Origin of the sequence: Macrococcus hajekii, assembly GCF_004359505.1 — a bacterium.
Lineage (GTDB): Bacteria > Bacillota > Bacilli > Staphylococcales > Staphylococcaceae > Macrococcus > Macrococcus hajekii.
This window is the reverse complement of record NZ_SCWE01000001.1, coordinates 115,402-140,018: the sequence shown is the minus strand read 5'-3', so window position 1 is coordinate 140,018 and position 24,617 is coordinate 115,402. Positions and strand designations below refer to the sequence as shown.

The window sequence follows — 24,617 nt, the reverse complement described above, 5'->3', positions numbered from 1 at the left end:
CCACTCCTATATTTGATTTTCACTGATTAATACTGTTCTCGGCTTGGAGCCATTTGCTCCACTAATATACCCCATCGCTTCAAGACTGTCGATTATTCTAGCTGCACGGTTATAGCCGATCTGGAATCTACGTTGCAACTGTGAAGTAGAGATATGCCCTTCCTCAAGCATGAACTGAACGACTTCATCGAATAGCTCATCCTGAGGTACTTCATTAACTTTATCCAGCAGTTCTTTTTCCTGGAATAAATAATTAGGTTCTGCCTGTTCCTTGATATAGGCAACAACTTCATCGATTTCTTCATCGGAGACGTAACAGCCTTGAATACGAATCGGTTTGTTCATGCCATTACCTTGATAAAGCATATCACCATTACCCAGTAATTTCTCAGCGCCCCCGTTATCGAGTATCGTTCTAGAATCAATCGATGATGATACCATAAATGCGATACGAGTTGGCACATTGGCCTTAATCAGGCCGGTTATGACATTGACAGATGGACGCTGCGTTGCGAGAATCATATGAATCCCTGCTGCACGTGCTTTCTGTGCAATACGTGCGATTGAATGTTCAACATCCTGAGGTGCCATCATCATCAAGTCAGCAAGTTCATCTATGACAATAACAATTTTAGGCATGCGCTTGTCATAAGGAGACTTCTGGTTATACGCTGTGATATTACGTACATGAACATCTGAGAACACTTTGTAACGTCTCTCCATCTCTTCAACAACCCATTTAAGACTCTCAGTCGCTGCTTTGACATCAGTAATGACTGGTGCAATCAAATGCGGCAGATCGTTATAAGGCGCAAGTTCCACCATTTTAGGATCGATGAGCAGCAGTTTGAGCTCATTCGGATTATTGCGATACAGAAGAGAGAGAAGAATCGCATTGATACTGACCGATTTACCTGACCCTGTCGCCCCTGCAATCAAGGCGTGCGGCATCTTCGCAATATCCATCAGCATCGGTTCATTATTGATTTTAGCGCCCAATGCAACGACAAGATTTGACTCGGCAAACTTGAAACGTTTACTGAAGATCACTTCACTTAAGTTCACTTTTCTTGTGTTGATATTCGGTACTTCTACACCTACTCGCGAAGTTCCTGGAATCGGTGCTTCAATACGAATCTCTTTTGCGGCAAGCGCCATTTTAATATCATCCTGAAGGTTAGTGATTCGACTGACTTTAACCCCTTTTTCAACTGACAGTTCATAACGTGTGACGGATGGTCCAATCACCACTTCTTCCACTTTGGCAGGGACATTGAAATGATAGAAAGCTTCATCCAGTTGCTGCCTTTGTTCCTCAACCCACTCTACATTCTCATGTGACGACTCTTCTGGTGTCAGCAGACTGACAGGCGGAAGGAGATATTTAGGCCCTTTCCGTTTTGCCTTTTCCGCTTCAATTTCAGCAGGTTCTGAATTAACAACTCCCGGCTGGACCGTTTGAGATTTCACAGGCTCTATCGGTCGATTCATCAGACGTTTTTTATCCGATGGTGTCATCAATACATTGAAAGGTGATACTTTCTTAGCTTGAGTCGCCGGTTTTTCTTCAAGTACAGCTTGTTGCTGATCATTATATAAGTGTTCAATATTTTCCGCTGTCGTATCTTCTTCACCCTGCGAGACAGATGAATCTGATATGTCAGCTACTGTCGTCTCACTATCATCACTTACTTCATCAGTGCGCTCTTCTATTAAACGTTGTTCATCGTTATCATCCACTATGTCTTGTACTTGTTCAGGCTGTTCTTCGTTCCTTGCTTCTATATCCTCAGTACGCTCTGTCGTATACACAACATCAGATGCAGCCTGCGCTTCTTCTGACGCTTCTTCATGATTTTCCTCTGTATGTTCAGTTGTTTTAGCAGAAATGACAAGCTCCTCTGACGCTTGATCAAGTGTATCCTTCTCGAGTTGAATTTCTTCAACTTCGATAGGGACATATTGCTCCTGCTGAAGTTCAATCGTTTCTATTTCGAGTTCTTCCTGAGTTTCTGATGTCAGTATCTCAACCAGTTTTTCCTGTTCTTTCTGCTGACGTCTCGCTTCTTCAAATGCTTTTTTAGCATTCATTTTTTTCTCGCGTTCTTTGCGGATTTCAGCGACAATCTGAGAGGCATAAATATTTTCCACATTGACTACATTGTCTTTCTGACGATATGTCGGTATTTCCGGTTTTTTCTTCTCGACTTTTTTACCTGTCAGCGGTGTGATCACTACTTTGGAATCACTTGGTTGTAAGTTTTTACGACTGCCGAATATAGCAGAAGGGACTTCACTTGCTGTAAATGTCCGCTTCTTATCAGGTATACGTGGTAGATCTCTCTTATAATCTTTACGAGGTGGTTCTTCTTTCACTTTTTGGTATTGCTTTTCATATGGTGGTTGGCTGTTGCGATTTTTCCGTGCACGTCGCTTCTCAAAATAGTCATCATTCACGAACTGCTGACTCAGCTTTCTCTCTTCAATCACCGCTTTTTCAGTCACCGGTTCTTCAGTCACTTGCTCTGTTCTGATTTCTGTATTCTGTTCAACGCTGCTGTCATCTAAATCAATCGGAAAGCGGAATTTACCGCGTGGCCGTCTATAAATATCACTATGCTGATTATCAGGTGTCTCAGAGATTTCAGTCTGTGTATGTGTTTCGGTTTCCTTATTATCCTGTCCAAATAAATTATCGAACCAGCTCATCTTCAGTCACACCTTTATAGTTGTTTAAAGAAATCTGTGCCGGGTTCAAGTGCTGCATCCAGTACAAGAATCCCTTTCTTCTCCTCAGAATCAGTGAGACCTAGTTCTCGTTCTGAACAGATCATGCCACTGGAAGGAACACCGCGCAGTTCTGCATCCTTAATGAGCATTCCGCTAGGCATAACCGCTCCTACTTTTGCGACAACTACATTCTGACCGGCTGCTACATTTTTAGCGCCACAGACAATCTGAAGCACTTCCTCACCCACATTGACCTGACAGATATTCAGCTTATCGGCATCCGGATGTTTTTCCATCGTGTCTACATGGCCGACAACAAACTTCGGTGACAGATCAACTTCAAGTGGTTCAAGTCCTTTTGTTTGAAGAAACTGATTGATTTCTTCAACACGTGCTGCGTCCAGTTCCACTTGTCCGTCAGTCGTTATATTCAGTTCGCTGACATTAAAGACATTGTAACCGACGATTTCATTATCTTTCTTAATAGTCACAACATCTCCTGAACGTTCGTAAGTAAAAGGCTCTTCCGCAGGCTTAACTGTAATCAGAAGGACATCTCCAATATGCTTATTATAAAAAATATTCATGTTATTTCTCCTTTTTTTCCTGTTCGAATTTTTTTCGGTTTGCTTCGATTCTTTTGATTGCTTCTGTATCTCGTTTTGCATTGTTTTTCCCTAGAATAAAGACCGGTGTGAGCTTGCCATTGTCATACTGAAATGAAAGCGATGTGACAGGTACCAGACCATTGCTGAAAAACTGCATCATCATCTGTGCCATAATGTCATAGCCTGTCTCATTGCGTATATCAGCAATGATCAATACGTCAGCATGAGGCGTTGCGACGAGCAGTTCGCCTTCCTTCTTCTGGTCAAACTGAGCAAGAAGGGTTTCATTCAGAACACGACTTGCATCATAGCCATCATTCGAATTAAAGAAATAAAATACATTACCCGCTACTTCGTCAGTTTTATAAGGGTTGCTTAGCTTCCGGATATTAAAGAGCGCCTGCTCCTTAACATGTTCCTTTGACAGCTTCATATCGCTCAGTAGTGCTTCATCAATGAGCCGATAAGTTGTACCAAGGTCCAGCGCATAGTAAATATTCGTTTCCGCTGTATGTTCAGTGACAACAAATGCTTTACCCGCTGATTCCTTAGGAAAGCTGGTCGAACGGATGACTGGCATGATTTTAATATCATCAACCGACTTATCACTTTCATCCTTCATCGCTTTTATTGTTTCATTGATATAATAAAGGACTTCATCGATTATTTTATCACCTTGTGATTTATACTTTGCGACAATAGGTGCCAGTTTAATAGTCAGACCTTTATGATTATCAGTACGTTCGACTCTAAGTGTCTCTTCTTTACGGTCAAAGCTGACCTTCATCTCCGACTGATCCAGTTTTTCTATTATATCGTCCCGTATTTCGAAGACATTCATCTCTATACACTCCTCAATTCATGTACCTCTCATTGTACAATAAAACCACGATGAACGGTAGCCATCGTGGTCTATGATTCAAGTGAAGCTATGAAGTCATTAATCTCATCTTTCGTTTTACGATCCTTCGAGACGAAGCGACCGATTTCTTTTCCTTCTTTGAAAGCTACGAAACTCGGAATACCCATCACGTCGTATTCAATAGCAAGATCCATCAGTTCATCGCGGTCAATCGATACAAACTGATAGTCCGGATGTGCTGCTTCAATCTCAGGAAGAACTGGTGCGATAAAATGACAGTCAGGACACCATCCCGCTGTAAACATTGCAATTGTCGGTTTCTGCATCACTTCTTTAAAATGATCTACGCTTGTTATTGTTTTCATGTTTTCTCTCCTATCATAATTTGCTGATCACCCGGCTTGATGATATGTGCATTTTTCATCAGTCTATAGACAATATAACTGATAACTGCCGGTAATATAAAATGAAAAATTAATATTTGAAGCCATGTTTCAACAGAAGCACCCATTGTTCTAATCGTCATAATCTGTCCGACAAATCCACTTGTACCCATTCCTGCTCCTGCAGCTACATTCTGCATCGGCCAGAACAAAGTCATAATAGGTGCCGTGATGATGCTTGCAATAACTGGCGGCACCAGAATAAAAGGATTCCGCAAGTAATTCGGTATCTGGATTTTACTCGTTCCGATTCCATTTGCAATGATTCCCTGAACACCATTATCACCGTAACTGGTCACGGCAAAACCAATCATATGACAGCAGCAGCCGATTGTTGCAGCGGCAGCGGCAGTCCCTTCAATACCAAGCATCAAGGCAAGTGCAGCGCTTGATATTGGACTGGATAATGTCATACCGAACACAAGTGATACCAGTATCCCCATCAGGAGCGGTTGCTGATCCGTCGAAAAAGTGATGAAATCACCAAGCGCTGTCATAAGTCTAGCAATGAACGGACCTATTAATTTCGCAATAACAGCCCCTATCAGTAACGTCAGAAGCGGCGTGAGCAAAATATCGATTTTTGTGCGTCCACTGTAAAGTCGACCTATTTCAGCAGTCACAAGTGCAACAACATAAGTTCCTGCTGCACCCCCCAACTCATAACCGTACATCCCTGTAATGACACTTGAAAAGATAATCAGAGGTGATGCACCGAGTCCGTATGCAACGCTGACCCCGACTGCTGCCCCTGTATAAGTCTTTGCCATCTGTCCGATTGTAATCAATAACGAAGTATCAAAATAAGGTTTTAACTGTGTACCGATCGTCTCAATAATAAGACCAATAATCAACGAACTGAATAGACCCAGTGCCAGATAGCTCATCCCATCTATGAACCATCTCTTCAAATATAGTTTCATCCCTTCACCTCTCGTTCAGTATATAATAAAAGTGGAAAGATGTGTATGCGAAAAAAAGACTCAGGCAACCTGAGTCTCTTAATTTTTTTCTATGATATTGAAGAATCGTTTTAACGGTTCAGTCTGTGGATGATTGAATATTTCTTGAGGTGTACCCGTTTCAGCGATCTGTCCTTCATGAATAAATGCGATTCGACTTGCTACATTTTTAGCAAAATTCATCTCATGCGTGACTATCACCATTGTCATCCCCTCCTTTGCGAGGTCAATCATCACATTCAGTACATCATTCACCAGCTCAGGATCAAGTGCTGAAGTCGGTTCATCAAACAGCATTACTTTCGGGTTCATCGCAAGTGCACGTGCAATACCGACACGCTGCTGCTGACCACCTGAGAGGCCTGCCGGATATTGGTCGGCTGCTTGTTCCAGTCCTACTTTACGGAGCAGTTCTTCAGCCACTGCTCTCGCCTCCTGCTTGGGCATCTTTTTAACCATTGTCAAACCTTCCATGACATTCTCAAGTGCTGTCATATGAGGGAACAATTGATAGTTCTGAAAGACCATCCCGGATTTTCTGCGCACGGCGATCTGGCTCTTCTTACTGTTGTTCGTATAGCTGATGCCATCCACGGTCACAGTACCCACTGTTGGAAGTTCGAGTGCATTCATCATACGCAGTAATGTTGTTTTTCCTGAACCACTTCGCCCGATCAGAACGACCACTTCGCCGTCACCAACATCTAAATCAATTCCTTTAATAACTTCTTTATCACCGAAACTCTTACGAATATCTCTCATTTCTATCATGCGCTATACTTCCTTTCAATACGACGTTCATATTGACTTTGTACGACTGAAATAATAAAACAGATCACCCAGTACATCAATGCAACAAGTGTATAGATGGATAAGAACTCATAGCTAGTCGCTGCAACTTCCTGTGCTTTACGGAACATCTCAGCAACAAGAATGAAACCTAGGAGCGATGTATCCTTAATTAAACTAAGAAACGTATTACCTAGTGCAGGAATAGAAACGCGAAGTGCCTGGGGCAACACGATTCGTCTCATGGTCATCCATTCTGACATACCGATTGAGTAAGCCGCTTCTCTCTGTCCTTTCGGAATAGAGATGATACCTCCACGAATAACTTCTGATGCATAGGCACCGACATTCAGACTCAGCCCAATAATTGCAGCCGTGACAGGAGCGAGTGTCAGCTGTTTATCGGGATCTCCTGATAACAGTCTGCCGATTTCGGGAATCCCGTAGAAAATAATGAACAGTTGCACAATCATAGGTGTACCTCGGATGATCGAGACATATATACGTGCAAGGGTACTTAAGAACCGGTTATCCGAAATTCGACTGAGTGCTGTAGCAAGCGCAATAATCAGACCTAAAATAAAGGTGATGATAGCAATAGGGATTGACCAAGTGATCAATCCCTTCAACATCGGTATAAACGCTTGCTGAGCGGCGTCTAAAGCGTGCTGCTGCTCGGCATTAAGGTTGAGTAACATCTTCGCCGAACCATTTTTCGCTTATTTTTTTGAGCTCGCCCTCTTTTTGTAGTTCATCTAATGCTTTATTGACTTTATCTACTAAAGCTTTATCCGCCTTTTTAGTGAATACGAATGCTGATTGACTTTTTTCAGCATCGCCTTCAATTACTTTTACATCTGCATTTTTCTTCTGCTTCATGTAATCAAGCACTGATAACTTCTCGTTGAAAGTCCCTTCAACACGATTGGACAGAACGAGTTCCATTGACTGATTGAATCCTTCAACCTGTGTAATCTGGGCACCTTTATCTTTAGCGAGTTTACCGTAGTTAGACGTTAAAGTCTGAGCCAGTTTTCTTCCTTTAACATCATCAAATGACTTGATGTCACTATTGCTGCGCGTTACGAGAACAGCACTTGTGTAAGTATAAGGTTTTGAGAACTGATATTTTGCTTTACGTTCTTCATTGATACCGACCTGATTCGCTACAGTGTCAAAACGACCTGAGTTAAGACCTGCGAACATAGAATCCCACTGAGTCTCTACAAACTTAACTTTATAGCCCATTTTGTCAGCAACAGCTTTTGAGATTTCTACATCAAAACCAGTCAGCTTTCCATCTTTATCATGAAACGTAAAAGGTGCATAAGTCCCTTCAGTACCTACCGTTAAGACTTTATCTTCTGTCTTCGCTTCTTTTGAATCCTTTGTATCCTCAGATTGCCCACATGCTGCCAGAAAAACAAGAACCGCAACTAACATTATCAAAAACTTCTTCATTCTATTCTCTCCTATTCTTATTAAATTACTCGGAATATAATTCATTTTAGTCGATTGTACATTTAAGTCAACTAAAAGATTCTGGTTTGATAGATAAACTTGAATTTTTTCAGCGAAAGATGATAATAGACTAAAGGAGGTTGAATATGAAGATAAAATCCGTTATCGCGAGCATCACCCTCACACTACTGACTGGATATTTATTTGCACAACGCTATCAGCTTAAAAGTCCTGATAAGGTTCTGACAGGAATCAAGCAGCTCTATCATGATGTAGAAGCCTCTTATATTAATTATCATCCTGAGAACTATAAAAAGCTCGGACTAGAAACATTGATCTATAAAGGCGGCATCAGCACGCCTGAAGGCAGCTATGAGTTTATCGCTAATGCTTACACTGGAGAACTGCTTGATACAAAAGAAATGTAAATAAAAAGTCACGATTCAAGTTAAGAATCGTGACTTTTATTAGGATCTGCTCTTGATATACAGACAAAGACTGCTGTTCAGCATTAAAAAACAGCTTCCAGTCGATTGATACGAAATCCTTTGCTTGAGAATTTACCTTCATACTCGGTTCTGATATTATCTTCCGGTTCATCTGTATGTAAATCAAGATTGATGTTCTTCAGCTTCATACCGTATTGGCTCATACTTTCAATAGAAAATTCGAAGAGATGCTGGTTATCTGTCTTAAAATGTACCTCTCCATCTTTTTTCAGTATCTTCTCATAATGTTTCAGAAAATTTTCATGTGTCAGACGTCTTTTAGCATGACGGGTCTTCGGCCATGGATCTGAAAAATTAAGATAAACGCGGTCCACTTCACCGGGTGAAAAGAAGTCCGCCAGATGTTCAGCATCCAGCGTCAGCAGTCTTAAATTACGAATATTCTGTTCTACTGCTTTCTCAACGATACGAATCATCACATTCTTATCTCGCTCTATACCGATATAGTTGATATCAGGATGGGCTTTAGCCATCTCTGTGATAAATCGGCCCATTCCACTACCCACTTCTATATGAATGGGTTGATCATTATTGAACCATTCACGCATCTGACCTTTTCTCGCATCGTCAACACTGACAATTTCAGCGTGAGCAAGCAGAAAGTCTTCAGCCCATGGTTTGTGTCTCATTCTCATGTTCGTTTCTCCTTATATAAAACGGTTTCTCTTCAGCACTTCATCTAAAAAGATGAGCCAGTGATTCATATCCTGGTAACGATTTTTCTCCTCGTACCATTCGACCATTGCAATCGCCTGAATGATTGTATACCATTTCATACGTTTACGTAATTCCAGGGAATCATCGATGCCGTATTGACCCAGCCAGTGCGGCCAGTCTTCCGGCTTAATGTAGGTATACAGAATCATACCGATATCAATGGCAGGATCTGCAATCATTGCACCTTCCCAGTCCACAAGGAAAAGTTCATCCTGCTCTGACAGCAGCCAGTTATTATGGTTGACGTCACCATGACAGACCGTATAAAACGATTTGTCCAGTACAGGCATATGCTCCTCCAGATAAGTCAGCGCTTTACGTATCACACTGTGGGACAGTATATGCCTTGATAATGATGCATTGATCTTAGTCAGCAGCATGGAAGGATACATAGGTTTCATTTCCAGCTTCTTCAGCATATTGAGCAACTGCTTTGAACCATGTATCTTCCGGAGTAGAAGTGCAACACGCTGGGATTTCATTTCATCCTGTTCCAAAGCTCTACCATTCTTCCAATGTTGCGCCGTTACCACTTCACCTGTTTCAATACGTTTCGTCCAGACCAGTTTCGGCACAATACCTTCAGCGGAAAGCGCGGCTAGGAAAGGACTGGAATTTCTTTTCAGGAACAGCTTATGACCATCCTGTTCAGCCATGTAAGCTTCACCCGATGCACCACCCGCAGAGTCGAGTGTCCAGCCCAGTTGATAGAAATGTTCCAACGTGTTCACCTCCATTCAGAAAAAAGAAAAGGCTCGAGATAGAATCCAGAGCCTTATCTAAGTAATAATCGTGCAAAAAAGCGACTTGCTTAAATTTTATATCCTTTGCGCCATTAATTCAAGGGAAAAATAATGTTGACCTTATAATGCACTGATTTTCTGTTCAAATGCCTGCTGTAGTTTCTGTGTGACAGGACCGACAGCAAAAGGCTGGTCATCCACTTGATTAACAGGCGTCACTTCAATAGATGTACTCGATATAAAGATCTCATCAGCAGCAAAAAGTGCATCCTTATCGAAAGATTGTTCAATAAAAGGAATACCCATCTCCGCAGCACAGGTCTTAATAACCTGCCGTGTAATTCCATTTAATATTAAATTATTTGCAGGGTGAGTATAAATAGCACCCTCTTTAACGATATATGCATTACTCGAAGTCCCTTCAGTGACAATACCCTCCCGCAGCTGAATAGCTTCTGTACCGCCTGCTTCTTTAGCCTTCTGTTTATTCAGCACATTGCCGAGCAGATTCAGACTCTTGATATCACAGCGTAACCAGCGGATATCATCGGTTGTGATAACTTTTACTCCTTCTTTCATACCCTGCACAGGTCGCTCTGAATCATAAGTATAGATGAACGTCACCGGCTCACTTGATTCAGGAAACAGATGATTGCGCACGGCTGCACCACGTGTGACTTGAACATAGATATTGCCATTTTGAATATAATTTTCTGCAACTAGGCGCTCACAGATGGCCATATAATCATCGACAGTCTGTTCAAGCTTAATCTGAATCTCCGCTGCACTTCTGAGCAGACGCTCAAAATGTTCAATGCCTGTGAATAATTTACCGTCATACACACGGATGACTTCATAAATTCCATCACCGAACTGATAGCCCCGGTCATTAGGGTCAATTGAAATTGAATCCTTCACGAATTCACCGTTAAAATACTTCACACTCATATTAGTCCTCCACACAGACTGCATGGATCGCTTCTAAATAAATCGCCGTTGCATCAAACAGTTGTTTCTTCGTAATATACTCATTCTTCTGGTGCATCAAGTCAACTGAGTCTTTGAACATCGCACCGAATGCCACACCCTTTTCAAGGTTACGCGCATAAGTACCGCCACCAATTGTATAAGGCTCTGTCATATCACCTGTTTGATTACGATAAGCTGTCAGCAGCTTCTGAACGAATGGATCATTCTTATCTACATAGTGAGGTACTTGATGCGTATTGACATCAATTTCAAAACTATCTTTGATGCGCTCAGTGAAATCAGCAATCTGAGCATTGAAATCAAAGCCTGTCGGGTAACGTAAGTTCACACCGTAATGGCCCCCGTCAACATCTGTATAGCTGATGACACCAATATTTGTTGTCAATCGACCCATTTCCTCAGTCTCATATGCCATATTCAGTTTCTCACCGAAATGAGAGTCAAAGAGATACGTATCTCCAAGCTCAACGAATTGCGCTGCTTTTGCATCCAGCTTCAATGTATTTAAGAAGTGAACAAGGTAAAGGCCTGCGTTAATACCGATTGATGGATCCATACCATGTACAGATTTACCTTCCACCTGAAGAAGTAAGCTGCCGTTATCAACAGAAGATTGTCCTGTTAGGTCGTGTTCTTTTAAATAGTTTTCAAATGACTGGATGATATAATCCATCTTTTCTCTGACTTCGAGTTTTGCTTCTGCAAAATCCGGCACCATATTATAACGTTCTCCTGCATTCAGCGCCTTCAGTTCTACTTCAGGCGTTTCACCTTGCGGGGAACCAGTCTGAATGATATCGAATGTTGTAATGCCTTTCTCACCGTGAATAAGCGGAAAGTCTGCATCCGGTGCTATACCCAGGTCAGGCATTTCTTCCGTCTGGAAATAACGGTCTGTACACATCCAGCCTGACTCCTCGTCAGTACCAATAATCATATGAATGCGCTTTTTGAAGTCTACGCCCATATCATTCAGAATTTTAACAGCATAATATGCCGCAATAGTAGGACCTTTATCATCCAGTGTACCACGTGCGATGATTCGGTCATCAGTCACGACAGGTTCAAAAGGATTCGTGTCCCAGCCACTGCCCGCAGGCACGACATCCACGTGACATAGGATACCGAATAGATCGTCTCCCTGTCCCATTTCAATACGTCCTGCCACGTGATCGATGTCAACAGATTTAAAACCATCGCGTTCTGCCATCTGATACATATATTCCAGTGCTTCACGCGGTCCTGGTCCAACAGGTGTCTCTTTGGACATCAGACTATCATCACGTACACTTTCAATTGCCAGTAACCCCTTCAAGTCTTCAATGATCTGTTCTTCATATTGTGCAACTTTCTCTCTCCACATGTTTACATTCCTCCTATTATCAATATTATTATCTTACATGAAAACCCCCGAAATTAAAAATAACAAAAAAAGCCGCCCGATAGGACAGCTTCTCAATACAATTATTATTTTAATTTATTTTTATCTACAGCAGTTGGATTGTTGGCAGTTACATTGCTGTGATCAGTCACGATATGAATATTGCTTGTGCCACCTTCATCATCGAAAGTTGTTACTTGTTCTTGGTCGTTGGCTTGGTTTTTAGGGAAGTCGCCTTCGTTACCCTTCACTTTATCAACAACTGGAGCTGCTTTTTCTTTTACTTTATCAGTTAAAGTTGCTTTGTATGCATTTGGATCTTCTTTTGCTTTTGCTACTTCATCTTTAGCAACTTGTGTTAAGTTGCTTGCTTTTTCTGATAAGTTCGCTTTATATGCATTTGGGTCTTGTTTTGCTTTGTTGAATTCGTTCATCAGAAGGTCACGGTTTTCTTTTTTAGAAAGAACTGCTGCAACTGCAGTACCTCCAAGAACTAAAGCTGTACGTAATAAACTTGGTTTGTTATTCATCTTCATCCACCTCTATTGTAAGATTTGTATTCTAAATATACCCATTGCTTCTAAGCTTAAACATGTTGTACTAAATTTATTTCTTCTATAGTCATTTTTCGATACTGGCCTGTATCAAGATCGGCTGGTAAGTCTAAGTTCCCCATTCTCATACGTTTAAGATAGATGACATTCAATCCGATAGCTTGAAACATTCTTTTCACCTGATGAAATTTACCTTCCTGAATAGTAACTTCAATGTTATCTGGTGACAAAATGTTAAGCTGCGCCGGCATGCACCGATAGCCGTCTTCTAGGGTAATACCCATCTTGAAGAGGTTCACCGCCTCAACATCCACTTCCCCGTCCAGCTTCGCCCTGTATGTTTTATTAACATGTTTGCTTGGACTAAGTACTCGATGGCTGAACTGTCCATCCGTCGTCAATATCAGAAGGCCTTCAGTGTCTTTATCAAGGCGACCGACCGGGTGTATATTGAAATGGCTGAATTCAGGCATCAGGTCAACCACAGTCGTATGAAGATTATCCTCAGTTGCACTGATCACGCCCTGTGGTTTGTTCAGAATAATATACAGTTCTTTTTCATATTCAATCGTAGTACCGTTACACTTAATAACATCACTTGCTTCATTCACTTTGTATTCAGGTTTTTTGACGATGTCATCATTGACAGTGACAGCCCCTTTTTTTATCAGTTGTTTGACTTCGGTACGCGTACCGATACCATGATTAGCTAAAAACTTATCCAGCCTCATGACAGATGAAGCTTTCTTGCAAGTTTACCGACACGCTGTCCTAAGTAGCGTTCAGCATGACCCGTTTTCAATGTAATGACAGCATAGACTATCATACCGATTACACCGCAGATAATGAGGATAAGTAAAGATTGTGCCTTCACTTCTACACTGAGGAAATGAGTCAACAGCCAGTACGAGATACCGACTGTCACAAGCATAATTGCTGTAAAGGTAAAGATCTGAATCATTTCCTTCACGGTAGAGCGAAGCGGAAAATGTGCATATTTACGGATGACCGTCATATTGCAGATAATCGCAAACAATAATGCAATAGCAGTAGCAAGAATTGCTCCATTTGTTTTAAATAGAATAATCAGCGGTAAATTCAGCACGGCTTTCAATACAATAGAGCCCAGAATAATCCACACAGTCATAGACTGTCTATCAATCCCTTGTAGAATAGCTGCTGTCACAGACATCAGTGATAATAGAATACCGACGGGTGCGTAAAACATCAGCATCTGAGTCGCTGTTGCATCATAGCTATAGAAAACAGTATAAAGCGGCGCAGCAAGAATCATAATACCAAGTGATGCTGGTACTGTTAAATACATCAGTACACCGAGCGCTGTTCTGATCTGCTGATGCATTTCACGTGTGCGTCCTGAAGCAAATGTACGCGTAATCGATGGTACGACACTGATTGCAAAACCGCCCGCCAGTGAAGTAGGAATCATCACTAGTTTATTCGTCGTTAAATTCAGCATGGTCAGCAGTGAATCATGCATAGAAGAGGGTACCCCTGCCATAGCAAGACCTTTGTTATGTGTAAATTGGTCAATCATAATATAAAGAGGGACACAGAGACTGACAATAACAAACGGAATACTATATAGAAGAATTTCCTTATACATCGAACGATAATCAACATCGATATTCGTTTTATCTGAACGAATCATCTTATCTATAAACGGCTTACGTTTCCGCCAATAATACCACAAGGTCAGAAGTGCAAAAATCGCACCGATTGCGGCTGCAAATGTTGCCACTTCATTTGCAAGCAGTAACCCTTTGTCAAACACATGAAGAACAAGATATGCACCTACAAGCAAGAACAGAATACGTGCGACCTGTTCGATTACAGTCGATACCGCTGTAGGTCCCATTGAATCATAACCCTGGAAAATCCCGCGCCATGTCGCCAGGAACGGAATAAATATAACGGCAAATGAAATGACACGCATAATATGTGTGATATCATCAACACTCCACGAACCTTTACTTCCCTCCCCTGCAAGCGTTGCTTCTGCTATCATCGGCGACAGCAGATATAATATAATAAAGCCAAGCAGACCAGATAAACTCATTACGAGCAGGCTGGATTTATACAACTTTTCACTGACCCTGTAAGCACCCAGCGCGTTATATTTAGAGACGTATTTAGCAACAGCGAGTGGCACACCCGCACCTGCTATCGTCAGCATAACGACATAAGGCTGATATGCATAAGTATAAGGTGCCAAATTTCTTTCGCCACCGATAATGGCATAAAAGGGGATTACATAAAGTATCCCCAGTATTTTCGTGATAAATATACTGGCGGTTAATATAAAGGTACTTCTGACTAATGTATTACTTTCTGACATATCTTCATCCCTAACTATCTAGTTTTAAACTATTCATATATTATCATCTTTAGTTGCGGTTAACTACATTTATATCAAGTATGATATTATTATTGAACAAAAAAAGGAGGCTACTCATGTATCAGACAATCGTCATTGGTGGCGGTCCAAGCGGGCTGATGGCTGCCATCAGTGCTAGTGAACAAGGCGGGAAAGTACTACTGATCGATAAAAAAGATCAGCTCGGTCGTAAACTCCAGATTTCTGGCGGTGGCAGATGCAATGTCACCAACCGTCTGCCCTACGAAGAAATCATCAAGAACATTCCAGGTAACGGTAAATTCCTATACAGTGCCTTCAATACTTTTGATAATGAAAGTATCATCCAGTACTTCGAATCTAAAGGCGTTAAGTTAAAGGAAGAAGATAATGGACGTATGTTCCCTGTATCGAACAATGCCAAAGATGTTGTCACTACATTGCTCAAACATCTTGAACATAACCAAGTTGAAATCAAAACTAATCTGACTGTGAATCAGCTCTTACTGACCGAGGAGAAGATTACAGGCGTCGATACAGACCGCGGGATTTTCCAGGCTGAAAGCATCATTATTGCGACCGGCGGTAAAAGTGTCCCGCAGACAGGCTCGACGGGTGACGGTTATCGTTTTGCAATGCAGGCAGGCCATACAATCACTGAACTCTTTCCGACTGAAGTTCCGATCACTTCAAATGAACCTTTTATTAAATCAAAGGTACTGCAAGGTCTGAGCCTGCAGAACGTGGCACTTAGTGTACTGCGTAAGAATGGCAAGCCTGCTATCACGCATCAGATGGATATGCTCTTCACTCACTTCGGACTATCAGGTCCAGCAGCGTTAAGATGTTCTCAGTTCGTCTATAAGGAACAGCAACGTCAGAAAAAACAGGACGTGCTGATGATGATTGACTGCTTTCCTGAAGAATCATTGCATGAGTTGACTGCACGTGTAAACCGACTGCTGAAAGATCAGCCGGACAAAGCTATCAAGAACAGTTTAAAAGGACTTGTCCATGAACGCTATCTCCTGTTTCTCCTCCAACAGGCAGGTATTGATGAGACGACTAGCGGTCACCATCTAAAAAAAGAGCAACTCACTGAGTTCATTACTTCACTGAAGCAATTCTCACTGACCGTTAACGGTACACTCTCCATTGAAAAAGCCTTTGTCACAGGAGGTGGTGTCAGCGTCAAAGAGATTCATCCTGCTACGATGCAATCCAAGCTACACGACAACCTCTTCTTCTGCGGTGAAGTACTGGATATACATGGCTATACCGGCGGCTATAATATTACGAGTGCACTCGTGACAGGTTACGTCGCCGGCCTCAATGCACAAAAGACGACTTCTCATTAAGAGAAGTCGTCTTTTGTTAGAATGCAGCCATGCCACCTGTCACATTATAAGCATCAAAATCATGTTCACGTAAATAATCAGTCACTTTCTCACTGCGGACGCCGTGTGCGCATACAATATAATAAGGTTCCCCTTGCTTAAAAGTATGCATATGGTCAGGAATTGTATTCATCGGAATATGTTCAGCCCCTTTTAACATGCCGGTCTGCACTTCATAATCTTCACGTATATCAATAATATGGATGGGTTCTCCATGATCCATTTTAGACGTTAATTCTTGAGGTGTGATGTCGTAATTCATAAATACCTCCTAATTCGCCACAATGTTGACAAGTTTATTCGGCACAGCAATCACTTTACGGATTGTTTTACCGTCAATAGCTGCCTTGATCTCTTCTTCAGCAAGAGCAAAGGCTTCAAGTTCTTCTTTCGGCATATCTTTTGCAATCTTTGCCTTTTTCTTCAGCTTGCCATTGATCTGAATGACGATTTCCACTTCATCATCAATCAGTTTTGACGCATCAAATGTCGGCCATGCTTCGTAAGTAATCGTTTCAGTATGACCCAGCTTCTGCCATAATTCTTCAGCGATATGCGGTGCGATAGGTGACAGCATCTTAACGAAGGCTTCAACATAAGACTTATTGATCTTATCCTGTTTATAACCTTCATTGATGAAGACCATCATCTGAGAAATCGCTGTGTTGAAGCCAAGTGTATCGAAGTCTTCCGTCACTTTTTTCACAGTCTGGTGATAAACCTTTTCCATAGCAGGTGTTGCTTCTTCCGTTATTTTCTCTGTCAATGTACCGTGCTCTGTAATAAACAGGCGATAAATACGGTCGAGGAAACGACGGGCTCCGTCCAGTCCATTTGTACTCCATGCGATTGAAGCTTCCAGAGGTCCCATAAACATTTCATAGAGACGTAACGTGTCAGCACCATGAGATTCAACGATATCATCCGGATTGACGACATTGCCTTTTGATTTACTCATTTTTTCGTTACCTTCACCAAGAATCATTCCCTGGTTAACGAGTTTCTGGAATGGTTCCTTCGTCGGCACAACACCGATATCATACAGTACTTTATGCCAGAAACGTGCGTACAGCAGATGGAGCACTGCATGCTCTGCTCCCCCGATATACAGATCGACTGGCAGCCATTCTTTTAATTTTTCAGGATCAGCAAGTGCTTCATCATTATGTGGATCGATGTAGCGTAAGTAATACCAGCAGCTACCTGCCCATTGCGGCATTGTATTCGTCTCGCGGCGACCTTTCATACCCGTCTTCGGATCAACGACATTAACGAATTCATCAATATTCGCAAGCGGTGATTCCCCAGTGCCTGATGGTTTAATATGTTCTGTTACAGGCAGCATAAGCGGCAGTTCTTCCTCTGGTACCGTCGTCATCGTTCCATCTTCCCATGTGATCACAGGAATCGGTTCACCCCAGTAACGCTGACGTGAGAACAACCAGTCGCGAAGTTTATAGCTCGTCTTCTTCTGACCGATATTTTGTGCTTCCAGCATATCGATCGCTTTTTGGATACCGTCTTCTTTATTCAGACCATTCAGTTCGCCGGAATTGATATGCACTCCGTCGCCCGTAAAGGCTTCAGACGAGATATCACCGCCTTCAAGTACTTGAATAATCGGCAGATCAAACTGCTTCGCGAAATCATAATCACGTTCATCATGTGCAGGTACAGCCATGATCGCACCTGTACCATATGATGCCAGTACATAGTCAGAAATCCAAATCGGCATTTCAGCATTTGTAAAGGGATTGATAGCATACGCACCTGTGAAGACACCTGATTTATCTTTCGCAAGGTCTGTACGCTCGAGGTCAGACTTACGTGAGGCCTGTTCCTGATAATCTTTCACTGCCTGAAGCTGTTCGTCAGTTGTAATTTTTTCAACGAGTGCATGTTCAGGCGACAGTACAGCATATGTTGCACCGAAAATTGTATCTGGACGAGTTGTGAAAACATCAAATGACGCCCCATGTTCTTTCACTTTAAAAGTAACTTCTGCTCCTTCAGAACGACCAATCCAGTTACGCTGCATATCTTTAAGTGATTCAGACCAATCGAGATCGTCCAGGTCTTCAAGCAGACGGTCGGCATATTCAGTAATCTTCAGCACCCATTGTCGCATCGGCTTACGGATAACCGGATGGCCGCCACGCTCAGATTTACCGTCGATCACTTCTTCATTTGAGAGAACAGTACCCAGCGCCGGACACCAGTTCACCGCAACTTCATCCACGTATGCGAGTCCTTTGTTATAAAGCTGAATGAAGATCCACTGCGTCCATTTATAGTAGTTCGGATCTGTTGTATTCACTTCACGGTCCCAGTCGTAGCTGAAACCCAGTTCCTGAATCTGACGTTTAAATGTCTGGATGTTCGTCAGCGTGAATTCAGCCGGATCATTCCCTGTATCAATCGCATACTGCTCAGCTGGTAAACCAAACGCATCCCAGCCCATTGGATGCAGTACATTATACCCCTGCATACGTCGAAAACGAGACATAATGTCAGTCGCCGTATAGCCTTCTGGATGCCCGACATGAAGACCGGCACCTGATGGATACGGGAACATATCCAGCGCATAAAACTTAGGTTTATCTGAGTGCTCTTCAGTTTTAAATGTTTTATTTTCGGCCCAGTATTGCTGCCATTTCTTTTCAATTTCCTGATGATTAAAATTCATGATCATTCCTCCTGTAAATAAAAATAAAGACAGTCATCCCTATAAGAGGGACGACTGTCTTCTATAGACAACCGCGGTACCACCCGCAATTCACCGTTAAGTGCAGCTTTGATTATTGATTTCATCACACCGGCAAGTTCACCCTTCACCACTATCAGTTTTCACCATCACTGACTCTCTACAAATGATTCGAAGTTACTACTCCAGTTAATAACTACTATAAAATGATTGCGGAATTTGTGCAAGAAGTTTTTATGAGTTAAAAAAATTATGGATGATTTGACTGTCTGAATAACTAAAATTTAAAAACATCTACTTGTTTTCAGTAAATCTATTTACCTATCAGCATAGATAAAGGAGATGTAAAGTAAAAGACCCGCTTCCAGCGAGTCTTCTTCCATACCTTCTCGATATTTATGTCAGTTTTCGGTCATATATTTTTACAAATACAAAGCTCAGGATTAACAGTGCAATCATCGCGTAAAACATCATCTGCATATCAAATAGATCAACGATGACACCACCAGCTACAGGTCCGATCGCACGGCCTAGTGTAGCAGTTGAATTAACGATACCTTGATATGTCCCTACCCGTCCTTCTGGTGCAAGCATGTTCGCAATGGTAGGTACGGCCGGCCAGACAAACATTTCACCTAACGTCAGTATGACCATGCCGACGACAAACATCATGAAATTCTCTGCGAAGCTGGTCACAACGAAAGATATGATAAATATACCGATACCTACCGCAATCTGAGTCTTAATTTTGTCTTCTATCAAACGTATAAAGGGACGAATCAAAGGTTGACCGACAATAATCAGAATTCCATTCAATGCCCATAACAGACTATACTGCTGCAGAGAAATACCGATTGTCTGTGTATAGCTGGAGATGGTAGTCTGCCACTGTACATAACCAATCCAGCAGAGACAATATGCTGTACAGATCAGCAGCAGCGCATGAAAACGACTCTTATCCACTATATCCTTTACTTCAGCAACCTTGCGTGCCTTATGCAGATTCCCGGCTTCACGGTAACCGAAAATAGCAATGAAGAAGAACACAACGAACAGCAGAAGGTTGGCAATAAATATAAGATTAAAACTAATATCAGCCATAAAGCCACCTGCAGCTGCTCCGATGGCTACACCTAGATTCTGGGCAAGGTAGATAGCGTTGAATGTTCGTCTTCCTCCTTCCGGCCATGCAACACCAGCCATCGCATAGATAGCAGGGAAGACGATACCGGAACCAAAGCCGACCAGAATCAGCCACACTGGATACCACGGCCAGGTATGGATAAGTACCATACCTACTAAACTGATCATTGCCAGAAGAATCCCGGTCATGACGGTTAAATAACCACCAAAACGGTCAAACATCTTACCGCCCATCAGGTTCCCTGCAACAGAAGCACCTGAATTTAACATCAGCACTATTCCGGCCACACTCAGGCTCTTCCCAAGTTCATTATGGATATAGATTGTATTCAGCGGCCAAATAAAACTAGCACCTGTAACATTGACTGCCATTCCAATGATCAGGAGCCAGACTAAACGCGGCATTTTCATTTTTTTCACCTCTTCTTCCCTAGACTAACTTTTTTTACGGCACAAGACAATATTTTGTGTTAAAATCCTACAATAAGAAAGGTGAGTCTATCATGAATCAATTTAAATATGCACTTGATAATAAACGTTATCATACATGGAACTACCACCTCCGTCAGAAATTCGGTCAGAAAATTTTCAAAGTTGCCCTGGAAGGTGGCTTCGACTGTCCGAATCGTGATGGTACGGTGGCACACGGTGGCTGCACATTCTGTTCAGTTGCGGGATCCGGTGACTTCGCCGGTGAGCGTGTGGACCCTATTCCTGTTCAGTTCGAGAAAATCAAGAACCGCACACATGAGAAATGGAAAGACGGACAGTATATTGCCTATTTTCAGGCCTATACAAATACGCATGCCCCACTTCACGTCCTTAAAGAGAAATATGAAGCGGCACTGGCTCAGGAAGGCGTCGTTGGTCTCTCCATTGCAACACGTCCTGACTGTCTGCCGGATGATGTCGTCGAATACCTCGCAGAGCTGAACGAACGTACCTATCTCTGGGTGGAACTCGGTCTGCAGACAGTTCATCAGGAAACGTCAGACTTAATCAACCGGGCACACGACATGCAGTGCTACTACGAAGGTATCGCAAAACTGCGCAAACATAACATCAATATCTGTTCTCATATTATCAACGGTCTGCCGGGTGAAAACTATGACATGATGATGGAGACGGCTCAAGCTGTTGCCGATATGGATGTGCAGGGTATAAAGATCCATCTGCTGCATCTCTTAAAAGGCACTCCAATGATCAAGCAGTACGAAAAAGGAAAACTTGAGTTTATGACTAAAGAAGATTATGTCAGTCTAGTGGCCGATCAACTGGAAATCCTGCCACCTGAAATGATCATCCATCGAATCACAGGTGACGGTCCTATTGAACTGATGATCGGTCCGATGTGGAGCGTCAACAAATGGGAGGTCCTGAACGCAATTGACCAGGAACTTATCCGACGTGACAGCTGGCAGGGAAAGCGTTATGAAGCTTAAAGGTATTCTTCCTTTCTCAAAATCGCTGATTGATACATTTGTGACGGCCGGGGATAGCGTTGTAGATGCTACATGCGGTAACGGTCATGATACATTATATCTTGCCGAACGTGTAACAGCCGCTGGACATGTCTATGCATTTGATATACAGGAGACAGCTATCAGCAATACGAAGTTAAAAACGGCTGCCTATGACCACATTACTTTTATCAACGACGGTCATCAGCATGCCGGCCAGTATATCAATGAGGCAATCAGCTGTGCGATTTTTAACCTTGGCTATTTACCACGAGGAGATAAATCAATCGTAACGCTGCCCGACACAACGATTCAAGCAGTCAATGTACTGTTTGAGCAGTTGAAATCCGGGGGCATCATCATCCTGGTTATTTATCACGGTCATGCAGAAGGTCAGCTGGAAAAAGAAGCTGTGTTAAACTTCCTTCAGCATTACGACCAAGAACAAGCTCATATCCTTAAATATGAATTTATCAACCAGAAAAACAATCCCCCCTTCATTTGTGCCATAGAAAAACGGTAAGCGGACGCTTACCGTTTTTTATTTGCATATATCGAGAACCTGCTGGAAGTATTTTTTGAAGTCTGTCATATTGTTCTTAATGGCAGAACAGGCAACGCGGACAATCTCATCCTTATCTGCTGCTTTATCCTTGTTGTAATGAATGATCACCGTACGCTCGTCATTTTGTGGACGCTCCTTATAGATCCAGCCTTTAGCGACTAGATTATTAAAGAAACGCGTTCGTTTATAAGGCTTAATGTCTACATACTGATCCAGTTCCTTCAGAGACATGGAGCCATTATCCCATAATGCGACCATGGCTAGATACTCTTCCTTAGATAAATCGAAGCGCTCGGAAATAACATCGAAAATAGTATCTATCTCCTTCTGCAGTTCGTTAAGTGCTACCATATCACTTATTTCATGTTTTTGACCTGACATCTTTTCAGCCTCCCGTCAGTCATGTCTATAAGACTCACTTTACCCTTTTATTTAACTATCAACCCTATATGTTCGATTCTCTTATCCATAAATCGAACCATCTCCCGCAGCACCTTATCATTCTCAGGCTCATGATGCAATTCATGATAATAGCCTTCCCACTCCATCGCTTCACACGCCATTTCACGCTCAAAGATTTTAATCTGGTCGAGATCGATTAATTGATCTTCGGTGCCATAATGCAGCTGCATCGCAAGAGGTTCAATCCGTTCCAGATGCTCCATCGTCTCCTTCATTGTCTCAATGATCGAACGATACCAGTGGAAACTCACTTGTTTCAGTACAAGCGAATCATTTTCAATCTCAGCTACCGCTTCTTCATTGCGAGTGAGAGTCGCATAATCAATACCCAGATCAAACTTGGCATCTTTTGAAGTCCCGCCGAAACTGGACGCAAAGAAATTTTTGCGAGTTGTCGTTGTATGCTGAAAACCGAATAAAGGAGATATTAAAATAACACCTTCTACTCGAAGTGTCACATGCTCGAGCAGATTGGTTATAATCAAGCCACCCAGACCCACACCTACCACAAAAACCGGCAGATAATATTCCTCCGCCACATCGATCCAGTCAAGAACAGCTTCACGGTAATCCCCGAAAGAATTGATGTGTCCTCTGTTGACGCGCGACGTCTGTCCCTGTCCAGGTAGATCACCCATGATGACATGGTAGCCTCGTCGTCTCAGTTGCATAATCAACCAGGCATAGCGGCCATGATGCTCTAAAATATTATGCACGATGACGACAACGCCTTTTGCTGTTTTATCTGTTTCCCACTTCCACATAATTCTGCCTCTCTTCATGTTTCATGATATGCTTAATTATAACAAAAAAAGAAAGGGAGATTCATTATGCTTGTCAACTATCACAATCAATTTCCGGAAATTCATGATACTGCTTTTATTGCGCCGAATGCAGTCATCACAGGTGATGTCAAAATCGCTGAAGGTGCTTCTGTCTGGTACAACGCCGTGATTAGAGGTGACGTCAGTCCGGTTACAATCGGTAAAGAAAGCAATATACAGGATCTATGCTGCCTTCATCAGTCACCTGATAAACCTCTCATCATCGAAGACTACGTGACAGTCGGACATCGCGTCACCCTTCATTCAGCTGTTATCCGCCATCATGCACTGGTCGGTATGGACTCCACTATACTTGACGGTGCTGAAATCGGTGAATATGCTTTTATCGGCGCAGGTTCACTTGTCACACCTGGCACGAAGATTCCACCTCGCACACTCGCATTCGGTCGTCCTGCCAAAGTGGTACGTGAATTAACGGATGCCGACTATGAGGATATGACACGTATCGTCACTGAATATGCTGAAAAAGCGCAACTCTATAAAAAAGAGCATCAATAAAAAAATTCGGTATCGCTTAAGCGATACCGAATTTTTTATGCATGAATGGCAGTCCTGCCAGTAAGAAACTAAAGACAAACTCATAGAACATAGAGAAGAAGTTAGAGAAGAAAAAAGCAATATTCTGTGTAATAATCGTTCCTATACCTTGATCTCCGAACAAAAAGTTGACATCAATAACGTTGTCGATAATATTCAGTAAAATAATGACGAGCGCCATTGTCCAGGCCTTTTTTGTCACCATAGCCACAAGCACTGCAATGATTGTAATAATAATGGGTTCAAAAATAAAAAGCTGGAAAAATGGATCAATCTCATGACCGAACAAATAGAATGCCATATCTTTAAACATAGATACACCTCTTTAAATTATTCATAAATATAGTTTTATTCTATCATTCTACTATCTGAATAATT

At 42.2% G+C, this 24,617-nt stretch carries 26 protein-coding genes; 5 read left to right on the top strand and 21 right to left on the bottom strand.

Annotated elements, in window-relative coordinates:
- Positions 1–6 precede the first annotated feature (6 nt).
- From ERX37_RS00845 to ERX37_RS00810, 8 genes are all read right to left on the bottom strand, one after another.
- Positions 7–2,709 carry a DNA translocase FtsK gene (locus tag ERX37_RS00845; protein WP_133428755.1) on the bottom strand — a complete coding sequence of 901 codons (2,703 nt, stop codon included), beginning with the start codon at positions 2,707–2,709 and terminating at the stop codon, positions 7–9.
- Positions 2,710–2,723: 14 nt separating this feature from the next.
- Positions 2,724–3,317 carry a YtpR family tRNA-binding protein gene (gene ytpR / locus ERX37_RS00840; RefSeq protein WP_133428754.1) on the bottom strand — a complete coding sequence of 198 codons (594 nt, stop codon included), beginning with the start codon at positions 3,315–3,317 and terminating at the stop codon, positions 2,724–2,726.
- A 1-nt stretch (position 3,318) separates the two neighbouring features.
- Positions 3,319–4,179 carry a DUF1444 domain-containing protein gene (locus ERX37_RS00835; RefSeq protein WP_133428753.1) on the bottom strand — a complete coding sequence of 287 codons (861 nt, stop codon included), beginning with the start codon at positions 4,177–4,179 and terminating at the stop codon, positions 3,319–3,321.
- A gap of 71 nt (positions 4,180–4,250) precedes the next feature.
- On the bottom strand, positions 4,251–4,565 hold the full coding sequence (locus ERX37_RS00830; protein WP_133428752.1) for a thioredoxin family protein: 315 nt from the start codon (positions 4,563–4,565) through the stop codon (positions 4,251–4,253).
- The gene (locus tag ERX37_RS00825; protein WP_133428751.1) at positions 4,562–5,566 is read right to left on the bottom strand and encodes a PTS sugar transporter subunit IIC; all 1,005 of its coding nucleotides are present in this window, start codon (positions 5,564–5,566) and stop codon (positions 4,562–4,564) included. Before ERX37_RS00825 ends, ERX37_RS00830 begins: the two co-directional genes overlap by 4 nt.
- A 78-nt stretch (positions 5,567–5,644) precedes the next feature.
- A complete protein-coding gene (locus ERX37_RS00820) occupies positions 5,645–6,376 on the bottom strand; it encodes an amino acid ABC transporter ATP-binding protein (RefSeq protein ID WP_133428750.1) in 732 nt (243 codons plus the stop codon).
- Positions 6,373–7,092, bottom strand: a complete 720-nt coding sequence (locus ERX37_RS00815) for an amino acid ABC transporter permease (RefSeq protein WP_133428749.1) — start codon at positions 7,090–7,092, stop codon at positions 6,373–6,375. The genes ERX37_RS00820 and ERX37_RS00815 overlap by 4 nt, the downstream gene beginning before the upstream one ends.
- Positions 7,076–7,855: an amino acid ABC transporter substrate-binding protein gene (locus tag ERX37_RS00810; protein WP_133428748.1), complete on the bottom strand. Its 780-nt coding sequence runs from the start codon at positions 7,853–7,855 to the stop codon at positions 7,076–7,078. Before ERX37_RS00810 ends, ERX37_RS00815 begins: the two co-directional genes overlap by 17 nt.
- A gap of 146 nt (positions 7,856–8,001) precedes the next feature.
- Between ERX37_RS00810 and ERX37_RS00805 the strand changes: the two genes are divergently transcribed.
- The gene (locus ERX37_RS00805) at positions 8,002–8,283 is read left to right on the top strand and encodes a hypothetical protein (protein WP_133428747.1); all 282 of its coding nucleotides are present in this window, start codon (positions 8,002–8,004) and stop codon (positions 8,281–8,283) included.
- Between the two features lie 83 nt (positions 8,284–8,366).
- Here the strand turns inward: ERX37_RS00805 and trmB are convergent, their stop codons facing one another.
- The 7 genes from trmB to ERX37_RS00770 form a co-directional block, all read right to left on the bottom strand.
- Positions 8,367–8,999, bottom strand: a complete 633-nt coding sequence (gene trmB / locus ERX37_RS00800) for a tRNA (guanosine(46)-N7)-methyltransferase TrmB (RefSeq protein ID WP_133428746.1) — start codon at positions 8,997–8,999, stop codon at positions 8,367–8,369.
- Positions 9,000–9,011: 12 nt separating this feature from the next.
- Positions 9,012–9,803, bottom strand: a complete 792-nt coding sequence (locus ERX37_RS00795) for a phosphotransferase family protein (protein WP_133428745.1) — start codon at positions 9,801–9,803, stop codon at positions 9,012–9,014.
- A 141-nt stretch (positions 9,804–9,944) separates the two neighbouring features.
- Positions 9,945–10,772 carry a D-amino-acid transaminase gene (gene dat, locus ERX37_RS00790; protein WP_133428744.1) on the bottom strand — a complete coding sequence of 276 codons (828 nt, stop codon included), beginning with the start codon at positions 10,770–10,772 and terminating at the stop codon, positions 9,945–9,947.
- A 1-nt stretch (position 10,773) separates the two neighbouring features.
- On the bottom strand, positions 10,774–12,177 hold the full coding sequence (pepV, locus tag ERX37_RS00785) for a dipeptidase PepV (RefSeq protein WP_133428743.1): 1,404 nt from the start codon (positions 12,175–12,177) through the stop codon (positions 10,774–10,776).
- A gap of 104 nt (positions 12,178–12,281) precedes the next feature.
- A complete protein-coding gene (locus ERX37_RS00780; protein WP_133428742.1) occupies positions 12,282–12,725 on the bottom strand; it encodes a YtxH domain-containing protein in 444 nt (147 codons plus the stop codon).
- Positions 12,726–12,781: 56 nt separating this feature from the next.
- A complete protein-coding gene (locus tag ERX37_RS00775) occupies positions 12,782–13,480 on the bottom strand; it encodes a pseudouridine synthase (protein ID WP_133428741.1) in 699 nt (232 codons plus the stop codon).
- On the bottom strand, positions 13,477–15,108 hold the full coding sequence (locus ERX37_RS00770) for a putative polysaccharide biosynthesis protein (protein ID WP_133428740.1): 1,632 nt from the start codon (positions 15,106–15,108) through the stop codon (positions 13,477–13,479). Before ERX37_RS00770 ends, ERX37_RS00775 begins: the two co-directional genes overlap by 4 nt.
- Before the next feature lie 116 nt (positions 15,109–15,224).
- Between ERX37_RS00770 and ERX37_RS00765 the strand changes: the two genes are divergently transcribed.
- Positions 15,225–16,484, top strand: a complete 1,260-nt coding sequence (locus ERX37_RS00765; RefSeq protein WP_133428739.1) for a BaiN/RdsA family NAD(P)/FAD-dependent oxidoreductase — start codon at positions 15,225–15,227, stop codon at positions 16,482–16,484.
- A gap of 16 nt (positions 16,485–16,500) precedes the next feature.
- Here ERX37_RS00765 and ERX37_RS00760 read toward each other — a convergent pair whose 3' ends face one another.
- The 3 genes from ERX37_RS00760 to ERX37_RS00750 all read right to left on the bottom strand — a co-directional run bounded on the left by ERX37_RS00760 (position 16,501) and on the right by ERX37_RS00750 (position 20,781).
- On the bottom strand, positions 16,501–16,785 hold the full coding sequence (locus ERX37_RS00760; protein WP_133428738.1) for a rhodanese-like domain-containing protein: 285 nt from the start codon (positions 16,783–16,785) through the stop codon (positions 16,501–16,503).
- A gap of 9 nt (positions 16,786–16,794) precedes the next feature.
- Positions 16,795–19,212: a leucine--tRNA ligase gene (leuS, locus tag ERX37_RS00755; protein WP_279523282.1), complete on the bottom strand. Its 2,418-nt coding sequence runs from the start codon at positions 19,210–19,212 to the stop codon at positions 16,795–16,797.
- Positions 19,213–19,623: 411 nt separating this feature from the next.
- The gene (locus ERX37_RS00750; protein WP_133428736.1) at positions 19,624–20,781 is read right to left on the bottom strand and encodes an MDR family MFS transporter; all 1,158 of its coding nucleotides are present in this window, start codon (positions 20,779–20,781) and stop codon (positions 19,624–19,626) included.
- Positions 20,782–20,870: 89 nt separating this feature from the next.
- Between ERX37_RS00750 and mnmL the strand changes: the two genes are divergently transcribed.
- The gene (gene mnmL / locus ERX37_RS00745) at positions 20,871–21,812 is read left to right on the top strand and encodes a tRNA modification radical SAM protein MnmL/YtqA (protein ID WP_133429643.1); all 942 of its coding nucleotides are present in this window, start codon (positions 20,871–20,873) and stop codon (positions 21,810–21,812) included.
- Positions 21,802–22,353, top strand: coding sequence for a tRNA 5-(aminomethyl)-2-thiouridylate-methyltransferase MnmM (gene mnmM, locus ERX37_RS00740; RefSeq protein ID WP_133428735.1), 552 nt, complete (start codon positions 21,802–21,804; stop codon positions 22,351–22,353). Before mnmL ends, mnmM begins: the two co-directional genes overlap by 11 nt.
- Before the next feature lie 18 nt (positions 22,354–22,371).
- Here mnmM and ERX37_RS00735 read toward each other — a convergent pair whose 3' ends face one another.
- The gene (locus ERX37_RS00735; RefSeq protein ID WP_133428734.1) at positions 22,372–22,776 is read right to left on the bottom strand and encodes a transcriptional regulator, SarA/Rot family; all 405 of its coding nucleotides are present in this window, start codon (positions 22,774–22,776) and stop codon (positions 22,372–22,374) included.
- A 47-nt stretch (positions 22,777–22,823) separates the two neighbouring features.
- Positions 22,824–23,621, bottom strand: a complete 798-nt coding sequence (locus ERX37_RS00730; RefSeq protein ID WP_133428733.1) for an alpha/beta fold hydrolase — start codon at positions 23,619–23,621, stop codon at positions 22,824–22,826.
- A 66-nt stretch (positions 23,622–23,687) separates the two neighbouring features.
- On the opposite strand from ERX37_RS00730, the gene ERX37_RS00725 reads away from it, so the two are divergent.
- A complete protein-coding gene (locus tag ERX37_RS00725; protein ID WP_133428732.1) occupies positions 23,688–24,200 on the top strand; it encodes a gamma carbonic anhydrase in 513 nt (170 codons plus the stop codon).
- A gap of 16 nt (positions 24,201–24,216) precedes the next feature.
- Here the strand turns inward: ERX37_RS00725 and ERX37_RS00720 are convergent, their stop codons facing one another.
- Positions 24,217–24,552, bottom strand: coding sequence for a hypothetical protein (locus ERX37_RS00720; RefSeq protein ID WP_133428731.1), 336 nt, complete (start codon positions 24,550–24,552; stop codon positions 24,217–24,219).
- Positions 24,553–24,617: the final 65 nt, after the last annotated feature.

Coding starts and splice junctions, on each gene's coding strand:
- ERX37_RS00845 (WP_133428755.1), bottom strand. CDS start 2,709: ATGAGCTGGTTCGATAATTTATTTGGACAGGATAATAAGGAAACCGAA.
- ytpR (WP_133428754.1), bottom strand. CDS start 3,317: ATGAATATTTTTTATAATAAGCATATTGGAGATGTCCTTCTGATTACA.
- ERX37_RS00835 (WP_133428753.1), bottom strand. CDS start 4,179: ATGAATGTCTTCGAAATACGGGACGATATAATAGAAAAACTGGATCAG.
- ERX37_RS00830 (WP_133428752.1), bottom strand. CDS start 4,565: ATGAAAACAATAACAAGCGTAGATCATTTTAAAGAAGTGATGCAGAAA.
- ERX37_RS00825 (WP_133428751.1), bottom strand. CDS start 5,566: ATGAAACTATATTTGAAGAGATGGTTCATAGATGGGATGAGCTATCTG.
- ERX37_RS00820 (WP_133428750.1), bottom strand. CDS start 6,376: ATGATAGAAATGAGAGATATTCGTAAGAGTTTCGGTGATAAAGAAGTT.
- ERX37_RS00815 (WP_133428749.1), bottom strand. CDS start 7,092: ATGTTACTCAACCTTAATGCCGAGCAGCAGCACGCTTTAGACGCCGCT.
- ERX37_RS00810 (WP_133428748.1), bottom strand. CDS start 7,855: ATGAAGAAGTTTTTGATAATGTTAGTTGCGGTTCTTGTTTTTCTGGCA.
- ERX37_RS00805 (WP_133428747.1), top strand. CDS start 8,002: ATGAAGATAAAATCCGTTATCGCGAGCATCACCCTCACACTACTGACT.
- trmB (WP_133428746.1), bottom strand. CDS start 8,999: ATGAGAATGAGACACAAACCATGGGCTGAAGACTTTCTGCTTGCTCAC.
- dat (WP_133428744.1), bottom strand. CDS start 10,772: ATGAGTGTGAAGTATTTTAACGGTGAATTCGTGAAGGATTCAATTTCA.
- pepV (WP_133428743.1), bottom strand. CDS start 12,177: ATGTGGAGAGAGAAAGTTGCACAATATGAAGAACAGATCATTGAAGAC.
- ERX37_RS00780 (WP_133428742.1), bottom strand. CDS start 12,725: ATGAATAACAAACCAAGTTTATTACGTACAGCTTTAGTTCTTGGAGGT.
- ERX37_RS00775 (WP_133428741.1), bottom strand. CDS start 13,480: ATGAGGCTGGATAAGTTTTTAGCTAATCATGGTATCGGTACGCGTACC.
- ERX37_RS00770 (WP_133428740.1), bottom strand. CDS start 15,108: ATGTCAGAAAGTAATACATTAGTCAGAAGTACCTTTATATTAACCGCC.
- ERX37_RS00765 (WP_133428739.1), top strand. CDS start 15,225: ATGTATCAGACAATCGTCATTGGTGGCGGTCCAAGCGGGCTGATGGCT.
- ERX37_RS00760 (WP_133428738.1), bottom strand. CDS start 16,785: ATGAATTACGACATCACACCTCAAGAATTAACGTCTAAAATGGATCAT.
- ERX37_RS00750 (WP_133428736.1), bottom strand. CDS start 20,781: ATGAAAATGCCGCGTTTAGTCTGGCTCCTGATCATTGGAATGGCAGTC.
- mnmM (WP_133428735.1), top strand. CDS start 21,802: ATGAAGCTTAAAGGTATTCTTCCTTTCTCAAAATCGCTGATTGATACA.
- ERX37_RS00735 (WP_133428734.1), bottom strand. CDS start 22,776: ATGTCAGGTCAAAAACATGAAATAAGTGATATGGTAGCACTTAACGAA.
- ERX37_RS00730 (WP_133428733.1), bottom strand. CDS start 23,621: ATGTGGAAGTGGGAAACAGATAAAACAGCAAAAGGCGTTGTCGTCATC.
- ERX37_RS00725 (WP_133428732.1), top strand. CDS start 23,688: ATGCTTGTCAACTATCACAATCAATTTCCGGAAATTCATGATACTGCT.
- ERX37_RS00720 (WP_133428731.1), bottom strand. CDS start 24,552: ATGTTTAAAGATATGGCATTCTATTTGTTCGGTCATGAGATTGATCCA.